Genomic DNA, 14,507 nt, shown 5'->3' on the forward strand with positions numbered 1-14,507 from the left:
GGGTTGGGGAATTGGACTCCAAACCGGCGTGCTACTCAAAAGCGGGGGGACGTCGAATCGATCACATGTCAATCTTGGAAAAGTACAACGTCGCATATGACAGAAGAACGGACAAGCCTGCAATAAAGTTCGCGCGCAACTGGGGTGTGTCGGCTAGAGAAGCAAGAAGAAAGTTCTCAAAAGTTCGGGATGCATTGGTAACGCAACTCGCAATGCTCGTAGGGATGCGAGTCTCGGAGTTGCTTTCTCTAGAGCGAGATCCCGTCTTCAGGCGTGCGCAAGGAGACCTAGAGCTGGATTGGATCAAGGGTAGGACATTCAAAGGTAGTAGCGATGAACGTGGCACATTGACAGAGTGGCTGGCCACCGATCGTGTGAGGTGGATCTGCGAACGATTAGACAGAATGTCAAAGATCCATAGGGCTCAGCTCCTTGCTCAGATTGGAGCCGGTTTCATTGAATACCAACAGGCAAAAACCGAAAGAGCGAGAGCCAAAATCGCGAAGGCTGAGGATCGTGCGAGGCGATCAGTCAACTCAATTTTCCTCGTTAAGACAAGTCAGAAGTCATTCGCGTTGGGTTCTATATCCGTCGCTAGTAGAACCATCCTTGCGGTGTGGATGAAGCGTGCGGCGCGCAGAGCGGGCCTGACCTGTCCTATGTCGCCCCACGTTCTTCGCCGTAGCTTCGCATACATGGTGGTTCGATACTGTCAGGGCGACATTCGCTACCTGAAGGAGCACTTCAAGCATTGGAGCATCGATACAACGCAGCTCTACGTAACACACGGCGCCAGAGATGATGAGCTAGCGGATGAGATTGGTAAGGCAATTCTCGATGCAAAGGCGGACTTAGTTTCCAGTTGGCTTGACAATGAGGTGACGTTGTCAGGAGTCGCGGGCAAGCGAGTTGCTGAGACTAGGTCAAAGCCTGAGTTTGCAGCGATTCTAAGGGAGGACCGGCGCGCGCTTGCGGCTTCGCTGGCCGAGGGCCTTGTAATAAGATCCACAGGGCACTCCTGGTGTGTCGCGGCTGGCAAGCCACCTTGTGGTGGCGTCGGCCTGTACGATCCATTGCACTGCGCTCGCTGCGATGGGGCGGTGATAACGCGCGAAGAAATCGATATCTGGCTCGCTCTGAAGAGCGAGCTCCAGATCGTCGCGGTCGAGAATGACTGTGGCCCCGGCGGCGCTCAGGCGATAAGGCGAGGGCTAGTCGCCATTGAAGAGGTCCTAGAGCCGTTCACAAGAGATATGAGCAATGGAAGCTAGAGAGCTTAGAATCCGCGATCTGCGTCTTGCAATGAAGCGCATTGAAGTTGGCCGTCCTAAAATTGTCTCCATCGAAAGAAGGATGTCGATTGCTTCGGTGGCACAAGAAGCAGGTCTAAAGCCGTCAACGATTCATACTCGATATCCAGAAATTGCTGACGAAATTCGCCAACGTTCGGGGGCAAAGGACGCGAAAAAACTTCGTACAAGTAGGAAACTGAAGGATCGAGATCGGAAGATTGCGACCCTGAAGCGCGAGCTATCTGAGGCAAAGATGCTCTTGTCGCGCACCGCATCAATGTATGCCTCTTCGCTATCGCAGATTGCTACGCTTGAGCAGGCGCTTTCTTCGGCAGGTAAAGTGCTGCCCTTCCCGAGAGGGCGCAGATCTCCTTGAGTAAGGACAGTGCTCATTAGATGTCAAAGCTCTAGCTTGTCAATCGAGAAAGAGCCCGTCCTGAACTGGTGAGTCCCTGCTGATTCCGGAGAGACCAACTCCGACTAGGCGATACAATTGTTCTTCCGGAAGATCAATGCGATTCAGAAGCGCCCCTGCAGTGGAAATGAGGTCCTCAACGCTGGTGATAGGGGACGAGTAGGTCCGGCTTCTCGTGACAATTCTGAAGTCAGACGTCTTTAGTTTTAGCGTGACAGTCCTTGCGAGGAAGTTGTTCGACATGCTTGCTTCCCGCTCGTATGCCGCCCAAGCCGTGGAAGCAATGCGGCGTATTTGAGGTCCTAAATCCTTAATTGCGAGGTCATGTGGAAATGTGTCTTCGGACGAAATCTGGCTGGTAAGGCGCTCTGGCTTCACGGGGCTGTTGTCAATACCACGTGCCAAGTCGAAGAGTCGGAGGCCCCACTTTCCGAAGTGCTTTTGCAGAAGATCAGCCTCAAGCTGTCGTAAGTCTTCTACGCTCTCAACCCCAACTCGAGCCAACTTCTCCTCATTGATTCTGCCAACGCCGGGAAGGCGTCCGACAGGTAGCTCGGCGAGAAATTCTAACGCCCGTGAGGGAGGTATCACGAATAAGCCATTCGGCTTGCGCCAGTCAGACGCTATCTTTGCTAGGTATTTGTTGTACGAGATTCCTGCCGACGCAGTGAGCCCCAGCTCGCTGAAGATGTCCGCTCGTATCCGCTCACCAATCTGCGTTGCGCTTGCTTCTCCTTGAGGCGAAGTTACGTCCAGGTAGGCCTCGTCGAGGGACAAGGGTTCAATTATCTCGGTGTATCGGTGAAAGATATCTCTGACGTGTGCGGAAACTTCTTTGTATCTAGTGAAGTTGGGTGGTACGAAGACGGCATCTGGGCAGAGGCGCTCAGCGCGAAGCGCAGGCATTGCAGACCTAACGCCGAACGAGCGCGCCTCGTAAGATGCGGCGCACACGACCGATCTGCTTCCCTTCCATGCGACGACAACGGGAAGCCCGCGAAGTGAGGGATTGTCTAGTTGTTCGACAGACGCATAGAAGGCATCCATATCGATATGGATTATCCTCCGGAGAGTGCTAGTGCTCTTCTCAACCATCATTGTTGCGACCTAACAATCTCCTGGTTCATAGAGCTCTAGTGTCTCTTCTACTGAGCGCAGGTAGGTGAGTCGGTGGTTGTAAAGGTGTGTCATGACATCGGATTCGATGTTGCGCATGGCATTTCCCGTGAGCGGGCTATGCAGCTCAAGGCGAAACGAAGTCTCCGCGTCATAGTAGGCTTCAAACGCCGTCTTTGACGCACCGAAAAGTTTCGAGAGCGCGCCATTCTCGGGATTCAGCCTTGCCAGGGTGCTTTCAATGCGCGCCTCACACTCAGAAGCCTTGACGCTCCCTTCGGCGGCCTTCGTCAGCGCCTGGAGCGAACCCCCAAATCCGCTTCTTGAAGCGCCCGGGTGAAGCGTCTGTTGGACAAGCTCATAAAGGGCATCAAGGAATGCGCGACAGGCCTTCATGTAAGACGCCAAGTCGGCTTGATTCACAGCTGCAAAGTTTGCTTCGTGCGCAATAATGTGCCGAACTTCGAACATCTTCGACATGTCGCGAAGTAGGCCATCCACATCGGGAAGTAGGAGCGGTGCATCTTGCTGGGAGGTTCCCGGAGTGGCGTCACCAAAGAGCTCTTCGTCGCTGGGCTCGCAGTACTCCTTCACTCCTCCAAGAAGAGCCTTGAATCCACCCCGTTCTTCTGTCACGGCAAACAACGTCGATAGGTTTGATGCAATCTGACTTACTTGATTGATCGACAGGGAATGCGACACCAGGTCGCCGAAAGTAATTCGGCCCTCACTGAGGGCCTGTGTAAGCGCGAAGTCGAAGCGAATGTCCTTGAAAGATTCCGCCCTCTGAAGAAATGGATCTCCAGAATTTACGAGCTGCTTAATAGCCTCTCGAGTGGCCGCCTCTACGCAAGAGGTGAGTCCCACAACGTGTAGCGCTCTAAGAACCCCGTCGGATTCGGTCAGTCGACCAAACGTTGACTCAAGGTCATAGAGTTCGAGATTGCCGTGCAGGTAGCGTCCGCGAGATCGATCGTTCTTCTCCGTGATCTCAGCAATCAGATTTCGCTTGCTCATACTGGGTTGGGTCCGTCGTTACGGCCATTCTCTCATGCGCAAGCGAATTGGCGCGTACGTGTTGGCTCGGCGTCCGCCCCGCAGTCGAAGAGGGTGGGCCTAACAAGCCCCTCGCGCGACTGGTCTGCGCAGATGCTCGCACGACTTCGTTATTGCCGAAGGTGAACCTTGAGGTCACCTCGGTACTCGGCCGACATTGAGAACTCAGGTCGGTAGGATCAAGAAGCCCAACTGGTGACCCGGCTAGCTCAAGTGACAGGGTCGTCAGGGGCAGAACGCGACTTCTCTTGGTTAGGGCGGTCATCGTCAGCATGACTAGAGTAAAGGCCAACACGGCCGAGGAGCGAACAGAGCCAGCGGGGCCCGGGTCCGTCTCCCGAAGGGCAGGGCGGTTGGAATCAGCGCGGCCGCGGCAAGCTGTAGCAGAAACGGTCCCGCGGGTGCCCACGCGGCTCGGGTCCTGCTGCCGGAAGCTGAGATTTGGCGGTCATCGTGTAGATCCTCACTCAGTTTTCGAATGAGAAAATCTGAGTTAAGCAAGTGGCGAGGACACGACGTCACTAGCTAGAGATCATCGTCGGCCTCAAGCGCCTGAACGCCCGGGCTGCCGCAGCGATGCATCGAGCTCCCATGTGCGCTGGTGCTCGCTTCAAAGCCATGCCAAGAGGCTCAAAACTGACCGAATAGCGTGCTAGTCAGCGTGCCTCAGTCGCATCTCTACGTTGCGGAGTGCGACTCGCTCGGGGATCGGCACAAGTATCGTCGTGTCTGGTTCAATCACACCGCTCTTTTGGTCAAAGCTTTTCGTAACGAGACTTCCATTAAACGTACCAACGACCACCGAACTCGATCCGGCAATGACGAGATGCCTTTGACTGTTCGCATTGCTGTAGCCGGAGTAGGCGGATAGCAAAGCAAACATAAAGAAGAGGTACACGACGCAGAAGTACCGACTCAGAATGCGGCCACCCCCTCCGTCGGCATCCCTCCATCTCATTACCGTGTGCTGAAGCCAGTATGTTCCAATGGTTCCCACGACAACACATATGATCAGCGATAGGAGTATCTCCGCCCCCGTCCTGTCTGTTCTGAACCAAAAGGACACCGTAAGAACAGCGTTGTAGAAGACGTGACCTAGAATTCCTGGCAACTTCCAGCGCCCATCTTCTCGAGCGTTGGACAGCCATGAAATGGCATAGGCCGAGGAGACCACGAGGACAGATATGGAAGCCACAATTATCTTCGGAGTACTGAGTTCAATCAGTTCGAATGACGCGTCATAGAACGCGTAACGACCTATCTGGTAGAAGTAGGAGATCAGAATTCCCGCGAGAGGCGCGAACGCCAGCAGGAATCCCTCGTATGTGAGGAAGCTCTTAGTATTCATCGCATCGCTACCAATTGGTCGAACTCCCGGCTAGACCGGCTACCGATAGCCGTGCGTGTAGCCGGGCGTGTAGCCTGTCATTCCTTGGAAAGTTGATCTTAGAGCGGCAAGATCTGACTAACAAGCTGATCCATCACCGTCGTACTAGGCGTGAGTTTCGCCTGAGAGATAGCCGCTACGTCACTCCGCTCTTGTCACCGGCCATGACTCATCTACCGATAGGGAAACTGCCTTCGTGCCCCTAGGGAAGCAACCTCACGGTGAAGTGGCGGGCAGAGATGAGTCCAAGACGTGGAGGCAAGAAGAATGCATGTCATGAAGGTCATTTCACGCGCGCGTGATGGACGCTAGTTGGTCCAGAACAGCTGATGGGATTGAGATTCCAACAGCGTCGGAACCGGCCAGGGTTATCGAAAGGACGAAGTCAGTATCGTCCTCCGAATTCCGCAAGATCTCTTGAATCCTCGGAACAACGAGTCGAGGAGCGACCAAAGCAAAAGACTCGTTCGTAATGATCCTGTGCCAGTTATCGCGATGCCACCGACCAAGTTGGCGAACAAGGCTGGATCTAAACTGAGAACTCACAGAGTGCTGTAGGAAGCGGATCCCCGCGCTGGCGACCATGAATGCCGAGAATGCGGATCCTTGAGTGAATTGCAGCGCATCACGGACGAAAAGGCCTTCCCAAGTGTCACTAACGCTTGGACTCAAAATCTCCTCAGCGGCAGAGCAAGACACTGATCTGAGGGCAAGCTCACGCTGAAGGGAGAGTGCAACCGGGAGAACGAAATCGCTGCGTTCTTGGCATGCACAAACAATCAGATAAGAGCGAACTGCATCATTGAGGGAGGCGAGAATCTCTTGGCTTGCGTTGGTGCCATCTAGCATTCGGGGCGTAGAGAGCGCTGGATCCACCAAGTCTACGGGAGGCTTGCCCTTGATCAAGGGGATGTTTGCGAGTGCGTTGACGTACCTAATAAGAGATTTGGCAACCTCGTCACGTTCTTGTGAGATCATCTCTCGCCAAAGTCTTTTCTTGCTTAGATCGACCTCAAAAGCGGGTATCGACTTGCCGTCGAGCCTCCTATCTAGAGCGTCGAGAGCGGCAACTTCCGAGCCGGCTATTGCCTCACACTCTGCAAGCAAATAGAGCGTGATGGTCATAGAGCCCAGGGGAGCCTTCGTGATTTCCTCAGACGGTTCTGGGTGGCTGCACATCCCAGGGATGATTGCCAGTGGAGCGCCCCCGATTTGAACTACTCGCCCTTCAAGTTGGCTATGCACCCAGAGCACACAGTGGCGAATCAATCGATGAGTGTATGCGGCTCGCAGTGAACTATCGGCTGATATTGAGTCAATCCTTAGTAGCGCATCGCCAAGATCTCTGATCGCGTCGATTGGTAATCCAAGATGCTGGTTGGCGACACCGGCATCGGCTGAAAGCCCGGCAGCCATAACCGCCATGTCTTCTAGCTTCGCTCTCTCGGCGGCGACTCGCGCGTCGATGAACCAAGTCCTGGCCTGCTCCCAGTCTCCTACTTTTGCTGCGCTAACTGCAGCCTCGCGTAGAGCGAACGCGCGCTCAATATTGCTTCCCTGACCGACTTCATCGGCAATCTCACGTAGTAATGGGAGAGCTAGCTCATGCTTCTGCGCCCGCCAGTAGACTTTCGCACGTGCGCGTCGCAGCGGCAGGATGTCGCCGTGCATTTCCACAGCCTCATCAACGGCCTGAAGCGCGCCATCGAAGTCATCAGAATACTCATCACGCATAACTACGACTGCAATTGAGCACAAGACTGGGATCTCAGGAATTCCCCAGCCGAGTGAGATACTTGCCATTCGTCGATAGCGTTCTTCGGTCTTCCGAGCGTCGATAGAGCTGGCTTGCTCTGCCACCCATGGGCTGTTCACAAATACCGCGTAATCAGATTGGTCATCGAGAGGTGCAAGCAACTCCGATCGTACCTCGCTCTCCAGAGCGTTGAGGCGGTCGAAAATCTCCTCCAATAATGAAACTCTCGCCAAGTTAGCCATGCCGATTCGGAAAAGTGCCGTAGACGGGGCAAGCTTCATCAACTCAAGATCTGCCACCTCTGGCATCGCGCTGGTACTCTGAACAATTGCTCTGAACTCCATTAGGAGATCAAACCAATTTGGAAGGTGATTGGCGATGCCGAGGGTTCCCAACACCTTCGCGAGCGCCGCAATCCTGAACATCTCCCGTACAGGTGGTGCCTGCAACTCAGTCTCTTGAAGCAGTGCCCCTACACAGGCCTCAATAGCGATGGACTGCGGCTTGCTTGATGCAGCGAGAATCGTGAACTGGGCAAGTCGCAGCATGGAGCTGACTGCTGGATTATCGAGATAGATCGGCTTATTGAAATCCAGCAGCTGCAGAGAGCTCCCACTCTCAGACAAGTACTTTGCTAACTCCTCCCCTCCTGTAACCAGGCTGTTCGCAACTGACGTCAAGGCAGCAGTATTCCCGCCCAAAAGCGCGTGAAGTGTGATCTTGTCAATTTCCCAAGCACCGATCTTAGTTCGCGAGAGCAACGTGGTTGCGAATGCATGGTGAATTTGCTTGGTCTCGGCAGGGCTAAGTAGCTCACGGCCCGCAGTGGATGCCAGCGGCGATACCCTGTGATTATCGGGTCCCAGCGCCTCGACCCAAGGACCTATCAATGAGTCAAACGACTCGCCGGAATCGACTAGCGGCGGTGGTGTGGTTGCTATGCTAAGAGCAGTTGAGCGCGTGAATGAGCCAACACTGAGGCTTAGGCGGTAGAGGAGCTGTCTTGTGGGATGGGGAAGTTCGGAGATTAGCCGTCTGGCGACAGTTCGCTCTGCATCAAGATCAATTGTCGATAGCCCTGATTCGACAATGGCTGTGATCTCGCTCTTGTTCCATCCGCGACTGGAAACACCCGCGACAAATGCATGAACAAGTTGGGGGTGGCCGAAGGCGCCCGTCGCATGCGCCAATCTTGCCCAAGTGCTACTGTCCCCGCCATAGGCGCTGACGAGTTCTGAGCTTTCTTCTTCGGTAAAGTAGGGGCATTGCAAGACGGAGCCCAGATCATGACCTAGAGACGAGAGTGCACGAACTGTCGGCGCCTTGTATGTCGTGACGACCAGCTGTATGTCTCGTCTAACTACTGCCTGCACGAGTGCGCTCGCCTGGTTCTCGATCCTCTTGTCGTCTACGTGATTAAGATCTTCCAGCACCAAGAGAACGCATTTCATCTCGCCCAGCTTGGATAATAAAACGCTCAATCGATGAGAGCACTCATCTACCGAAGCGTCACGAAAGTCAATCAGAAAGAATGGTGCTTCTGTTGCTTCGGCTAGACTACGGACCGCATGTGTTTTGCCTACACCGCTCGCTCCATGTATGTACAGTACTGAGCTTCGTTTAAGGGTTGCGCGGAGCGTTTGGAGTAGCTCAGCACGAATCATCATTCCTCTGGGAGCTGAAAGACTGCTGCCCGAGACAATCCATGACGGAAGGACGGCTTCCCGCTGCGGCGAACTAGGACCGCCGGAAATGCCTGTTAGGAGCCTTTCAATTGTTTGAACAGAAACGCTGATCCTAGATGCTTCATGAATCGCCGAAATCAAGTCTCCATGTGTAAGGCTTCGATTGGCGGGTTCATCTTGAATTGACTTCGTTAGAACGCGAGTTAGCAGTGCGTCTGAGATGCTGTCTATGGCTTGACTGGGCACATTGAAACGCTCCCAGGCGATAGTAGTCAGGCGGTCTTTGAACTCCTCTCTCAGAGCAGCCAAATTCGGCTGTCCGCATTCCCAATGAATACGCCGAAGAAGCTCAGATCGAACTGCATCATCGCTCCTTGAACTGACAAAGTCTCTGACTTCAGGTGGGAATTCGTCGCCCGTGAGCAGCCGCCGGAGTGGTTCAACATCAGATCCGGATGCTGCTAAGCGCCAGTACAAGAGGCCGGGCTTGCTGGCTGGATTGTCGAACGACCTCTCTATACCAACCTCTGAGGTTGTGAAGTAATGAAGGCTGACCATCTCCCGGGGATTGAGCTCGACAAGGGCCACAAAGTTGGCGATCGCTGCGCGAACTGATTCGCTGTTCAGCGTTACCTTGGATGAGGGCGTGTCTTTAACTTGCACAGCCTTAATTGCGCCGCGCGCGACCCTCGCATAGTCCTCTGCTACTTCCAAATAAATTCTTGATTTATCATCTAGATCGAGCCAAGCCAGCGCGGCCGCCGCGACCTGATAGACAAAGCCACGCAGAGAGTGGATCGCTTGACGAGCCTCGTCCGCCTTAGGGACGACGGCATAATCCTCGCTACTCATGACGTTCGATTCCTGGAGCCACGGTTGCAGAACCTCAGGGAGATGACCTGAAGTATGTCAGTCGATGCTCCTTCTGTGCTTATGTACCTCAACGCTGCGCTACACAGCAGTACTAATGGAGAGCATTTGAAACGGGGATAGGCCGGAAGAGTGTCACCGTTCTGAAGTCATCTTCACCCAAGAAGCTCATCTTCTTGCTAAAGAGATTGGCGAGCTTTTCGTCTGCGGTTGCGAAGAAAACTTGTCGCTTGCCGGTCTCAGCGATATCCGCCAAGTAGTCGAGAAGTGCCAAAGAATTCATGTCGTCCACGTGTGCCACGGGATCGTCAACTAGGAGAAGAGGGGGGGCGGAACGCAACGATGCATTGAGGGTAAGAAATACGCTAAGAACGAGAGCTGCTCGCTGTCCTGTGCTGATCTGGTTCAACGACACGAGTTCTCCCGTCGTGGACCTGACGAGCTTCCGAGTACTCAGGTCTGACAACCTGAGCTCATTCGGCACATGAATTCGCTCGAAGATGGACTGTATCGAATGGAGATTGGACTCAAGGAAGTCAGCGAGGCCCTTCTCCAGGCTGTGATCACGCTCAATGGCTGACAATGTAGAAAGAGCTCGTTCAAGATTCTGATGTTCCTTCTCTAGCCTGGAGCGTGTGGTCAAGGCGCTTCGTATCTCATGATCGAGCACCACTGCTTCGGCATCGCGCGAGCTTGACCTTTGCATATCCTCCGTGACTTGTGCGAGCTGTGAGTAAGCTATCTTTGTGGAGCTCAAGAATGCGTGCAGTCCGTCATTTGCTTTGTTTCGCGCACGAGCCGGAAGCTGCTTAACCGCGTCCGAGATTCGTATCAAAGCTGCGCTACGTTGCTTTATGAAGTCCCGTGCCTTTTCGGGATCTGAACTTGCTGATATGGAAACCGACTGGGTCCTTACGCTGAGCAGCAACTGTTCCTGCTCCTGGCGCTTTTTTTCGAGTGATAACGCAGTTAACTCCCGCCGCGATCCAATTTCGGCTCGCGCATCCGCTAGCTGCTCGGAGCTGTGAGGAACTTTATCTAGACCGCCGTCAAATTCGCTGGCGCATCTTGATAGCAAGCCCAGGAATTCTTGCTGTGTATAACCCTCCTCAGCTCGGCGCTCGAACTGAGCGAGCAATGCATCTTTGCTGGCCTGAAGCGACAACCATTCCTCGTTTAGCGCGGTAGCCGTCTCAAGAAGTTGCTCAAAGGAAAGTTCGGTCAATGTGGGGTGCAGGTGGAGGAGGTTGTCTAGAAGTGACTTTACCGTAGAAAGGTTATTGAGCTGTACGTTCTGCTCCGTACGCTCAAGCTCAAGTTCGGCATACTCCTCACTTTTGAAATCGGATATTGAACTCTCAATTCGTTGGAGAATAAGCTCATGAGATATGGACTGTTCACACAGGGGGCATGAGTCACTCGGATGCTCGGTAGCGAGTTGGCGTCCTACAGCGCGGAGCTGAGCCAAGAGCAGCTGACGGCCCTCAAACTCTGCCTTCGCTTTGGAGTGAGCCGCTGCGGTCGCGTCCGCAGATCGTGAGAGTTCTTCGGTAGCGATAGTTGTTGATCGAATGATCTCACCTATCGTCTGTTCGCCGGGATCGAGCAAGGATGCGGCGACTGGAGCAATAGCGTTCTTTACTCGTAGGATGTAATCCCGGTCCGGAAAGCTCGGTCTTACCCTTCTGTTTAGCTCCGATATCGTATTCATCAGCTCGGCGAAGCCCACGCTGCGATAGGCCTCCAAGCGATCGAGAGCTTTCAATAGCGAGTCAATCCTTTTCAATTTCGCCTCTAGCTCGACGACTTCTACTTGCATCAGTCGAGAAGAAGCAAAGAACTCATCGATCAGGTTTGCAGCGTTCTGAAGTTGTACGATCTCGCTACCAAGCTCGTCGATCGAAGCGGGGCAATCTGAAGGCGTTTGGTCAACAGCCATTCTGAGCTTCACTAGCTCATCTAGACCGTCAGGAACTACAAGTGAGGCGCCGTGCTCAAGCCAGCCGAGATCAACCAGCATGGCGTTGATGCTTGTGATGCGGGACGTAATGTCAGGACTAGGGCTACTTAGCAAATCGAGCCGCGCGCGGGCTTTCTCAATGTCCTGCAAGTTTTTGAGCAGATCGCGATTTGCAGCAGCAACAAGAGGCCTAAGATCGGCAAGAAACTCCTGCATTCGGTTCCATAGAAAGCTCGCGTCGGGACCTAGCGCGACCTTAGACAAGATGGAAGTAAGATCCTCGTCCTTCGTCTCTCGCGAAAACTCCACGGCCGCATCAGCGTTAAGGAAGTTGTAGCGGGCGAATCCTTCGAACAGATGGTTGCCTCTCTGGGTCTTCCGACCATACCACTTGAGGTCCCTTTGTTGATAGTAGGAGTCAGGCCTTTGAATGTATGGAATAGGCTCGACTGCACTTGAGAAGCTTGCCGAGGCGATCAGACGCTCGTATGTACCAGCTCTCGCAGTACCGCCGCATAGGAAGTGTTCGATAGCTTCCAGGAGCGAGGTCTTTCCTGCACCGTTAGAGCCACGTATGAGATTGACACGACCAAAATTGAAACTGCCGGTAAGGCTTCGTGAGCCGAATTTCGTGATCTCAAGTTTGCGTAGAAATGCAACCGGCTGTTGATCGGTCACCCTTTTCTGCGGCCTCCTAGGGGTAGAGAACTCCCCTTGGCGAATTGAGCGAATCACGGAAGCTCGAGGCTCCTCAGAGTCGATTGCATCGAGTCCGGCGTTGCTAAGGGCGGCGAGCCAGAGTGGTCTGAGCTCATTGGAGCTATTCGCCGTTCCAGTAGCATCGATTCTTCTTCGCTGAAGGAAGGACGTGAATTCTGACTCTGTGAGTATCAGCTTTCGCGCGTAGCTTGTGTTTGTTTCGATTGATGCCTTCAAAGAAAGCGTATCTTTGCTTAGCGACGTCGGCACAACAAAGACAAGATAGTGGTTCCAGCGGCTGTCATCTTGTGAAGCAAAGTACGACGGAGCTACGACGGAGCTTTGAATGGATTCAACATCCTCCGTGGTTGGAAGGCTTTGAGATACTTTTATGAAATAGACGCTTCTCAAGTTTCCTGCAAAGCGGTGCTCGCACCGTGCAAGTCCGCTCTCTTGGTCAAAATTGCAAGAGTCGAATGACTGCTCAAGTCTTGCGATTAATTGTTCAGTGTCCATCTTCATGCCGATGTGATTCCGACGGGATTGCTGCCTGGGTCATCGTTGATCGCTGGCGGATCTCTGTCCATGTAATCGGTCAGAGTTCCTTCGACGCTGAAGTACAGGAGCGATAGGTCTTCCGTTCTCTCGCCAACGCGATGGAGCGCGTCTTGGATCTGAAGGCGGGTACGCTCCATCTTCTCTTTAGCTGGATCCGTACCGAGAAAAATGGCAGTACTTCTTAGCTCACCCGCTACGAGGTTACGAAATTGTTTGAAGGGTAAGGGGTCGTAGCTAATGCGCGGGGTGAGCTGCCTGAAGGCGCTTAGCCGATTAGGCAGGTTGCTAGGGTTTGCAACGAATGCGGCGAGAGATTTGAATTTCGACTGGCAGTCGATCCGGCGATTTGCGCCAGTACTTGAGTTTGACCAGCAGACACGCATACGAGCCGAGGTGTCATCTTCGGCTAGCCGGAAAGATGGGAGGTTAAGCCAAGAGAAGTCTTCTGCCTTCAGTACATATCCTGTAGAGAGCTGCATTACGCGCTCCATGTCGACGTGCTTCGCCTCGTACGGTGTCAAATGGGTGCTGACGTTCGGATTGCTATCTAGAAACTCCGAGAATCGATCATTGACCTTCTCAGTTGAGGAAAGCCAGGCGCCCTCTTTCCATTGGAAACGTGCTTCAACTACAGGCCCCGTACGCCGACTCACTGCGGCGTCGCCAATCATCAATGGCTTGGATGTCCGAAACTTGAAGAGCTGCTCGTCAGGATGAAAAACATAGGCCGCAGTTCTGTGCTCAGCTGCAAATGTAAGAAAGCACCCAAGTGTGTCATTGGCCAGTATGGATTCGTCTGTACCATCCACGCCGTCAGATGGTCTGTAGTAGATCGTTTTCGGCTCACGGACTAACGTCTCGAAAGTAGCGTTGTCTGTAGTGATACGGGTTCCGGAAGCCCAGTTCAGGCAGAGTATCTCCGTAGTTCTGGGAGTCCTGAAGCAGCATCTCTGTCTGTACTCTCTAAAGCTGTCGCGCGCAGCATCTTTGTTCAGTTGAAGATGGAAGATCAACGTATCAGCTAGTAGCTGAGAGACAATTTGATCTTTTACGATTGGTCCCAGCACGTCCGAACAGATCAGACATGCGAGGCGATTTTCGCCAGCGTTACCGAACCTGTAGATTTCATCGCCGAGGATCAAGTAGTCGCGTTCATAGTCGACGCCACCCATTGGGTAAGTCTTTGCTTGCATAAGCACAACACGAATGCGTTGGCCTTCGGCATCTGTGCACCACAAGAGATGACAGAGTAAGTTTAGAAAGTTCGCTGTGCTCGCTTGAACGTTTGGCTGAAAGACAGTAATGCCCGATGCTGCCAATCGTTCGGTAATCTGCGTAAGAGTTTGAAGCGTCGTGCTCTCGCAGCAGATTGACCATAGCGATCCTTCGCTTGGATATCGGCCCGCTTCAATTGACTCGATAAGTGCATCCCATGGGCACGAGTACTCAGGGCACGTAGCAAATTGGACTTGCTCCGAATCGGCAAGAGAGAGAAACCCTTTCATCTTGAGAACGAGTTCTGGACGCTCGACGACACCCAAGCTGTGAGGCAATGCCGCCACGTCCCCAAGCGGCTGATAGAAAAGCGTCGTGATGCGATCTGGCCCGGTCGAAAGGAATGGCAAGAAAGCCGGCCCCAGACCGTTGCTTGCCAGATAAGAATTAACGTCCGTCAGTTGAACCACGATGCGTCCCTGTTCCCCACCCCGTGAT

The 14,507-nt window shown here is 53.5% G+C and carries 8 protein-coding genes; 2 read left to right on the top strand and 6 right to left on the bottom strand.

Going from position 1 to position 14,507, the window contains the following annotated elements; all coding sequences use genetic code 11:
- Positions 1-65 precede the first annotated feature (65 nt).
- Together AX730_RS18275 and AX730_RS18715 are read left to right on the top strand one after the other, a co-directional pair.
- Positions 66-1,271: a tyrosine-type recombinase/integrase gene (locus tag AX730_RS18275; protein WP_083537652.1), complete on the top strand. Its 1,206-nt coding sequence runs from the start codon at positions 66-68 to the stop codon at positions 1,269-1,271.
- A gap of 31 nt (positions 1,272-1,302) precedes the next feature.
- A complete protein-coding gene (locus tag AX730_RS18715) occupies positions 1,303-1,668 on the top strand; it encodes a hypothetical protein (RefSeq protein WP_157074053.1) in 366 nt (121 codons plus the stop codon).
- 39 nt (positions 1,669-1,707) lie between these two features.
- On the opposite strand, the gene dinB is transcribed toward AX730_RS18715, so the two are convergent.
- The 6 genes from dinB to AX730_RS18730 form a co-directional block, all read right to left on the bottom strand.
- Complete coding sequence (gene dinB / locus AX730_RS18280; protein ID WP_083537662.1) at positions 1,708-2,802, bottom strand: DNA polymerase IV; 1,095 nt, start codon at positions 2,800-2,802, stop codon at positions 1,708-1,710.
- 12 nt (positions 2,803-2,814) lie between these two features.
- Positions 2,815-3,840: a hypothetical protein gene (locus AX730_RS18720; RefSeq protein WP_157074054.1), complete on the bottom strand. Its 1,026-nt coding sequence runs from the start codon at positions 3,838-3,840 to the stop codon at positions 2,815-2,817.
- A 691-nt stretch (positions 3,841-4,531) separates the two neighbouring features.
- A complete protein-coding gene (locus AX730_RS02170; protein WP_062351274.1) occupies positions 4,532-5,227 on the bottom strand; it encodes a hypothetical protein in 696 nt (231 codons plus the stop codon).
- Positions 5,228-5,554: 327 nt separating this feature from the next.
- Positions 5,555-9,559, bottom strand: a complete 4,005-nt coding sequence (locus tag AX730_RS18725; protein ID WP_157074055.1) for an AAA family ATPase — start codon at positions 9,557-9,559, stop codon at positions 5,555-5,557.
- A 112-nt stretch (positions 9,560-9,671) separates the two neighbouring features.
- Complete coding sequence (locus AX730_RS02180) at positions 9,672-12,758, bottom strand: ABC-three component system middle component 1 (protein WP_083537653.1); 3,087 nt, start codon at positions 12,756-12,758, stop codon at positions 9,672-9,674.
- The gene (locus AX730_RS18730) at positions 12,755-14,479 is read right to left on the bottom strand and encodes a hypothetical protein (protein ID WP_157074056.1); all 1,725 of its coding nucleotides are present in this window, start codon (positions 14,477-14,479) and stop codon (positions 12,755-12,757) included. Before AX730_RS18730 ends, AX730_RS02180 begins: the two co-directional genes overlap by 4 nt.
- Positions 14,480-14,507: the final 28 nt, after the last annotated feature.

This window comes from Pseudoxanthomonas mexicana (assembly GCF_001556105.1).
In the GTDB taxonomy this organism is placed as follows: Bacteria; Pseudomonadota; Gammaproteobacteria; order Xanthomonadales; family Xanthomonadaceae; genus Pseudoxanthomonas_A; species Pseudoxanthomonas_A mexicana_A.

Bases quoted from the DNA above. Each gene is read 5' to 3' on its own strand.
- AX730_RS18725 (WP_157074055.1), bottom strand. From the start codon at position 9,559: ATGAGTAGCGAGGATTATGCCGTCGTCCCTAAGGCGGACGAGGCTCGT.
- AX730_RS02170 (WP_062351274.1), bottom strand. From the start codon at position 5,227: ATGAATACTAAGAGCTTCCTCACATACGAGGGATTCCTGCTGGCGTTC.
- AX730_RS18275 (WP_083537652.1), top strand. From the start codon at position 66: ATGTCAATCTTGGAAAAGTACAACGTCGCATATGACAGAAGAACGGAC.
- AX730_RS18720 (WP_157074054.1), bottom strand. From the start codon at position 3,840: ATGAGCAAGCGAAATCTGATTGCTGAGATCACGGAGAAGAACGATCGA.
- AX730_RS02180 (WP_083537653.1), bottom strand. From the start codon at position 12,758: ATGAAGATGGACACTGAACAATTAATCGCAAGACTTGAGCAGTCATTC.
- AX730_RS18715 (WP_157074053.1), top strand. From the start codon at position 1,303: ATGAAGCGCATTGAAGTTGGCCGTCCTAAAATTGTCTCCATCGAAAGA.
- dinB (WP_083537662.1), bottom strand. From the start codon at position 2,802: ATGGTTGAGAAGAGCACTAGCACTCTCCGGAGGATAATCCATATCGAT.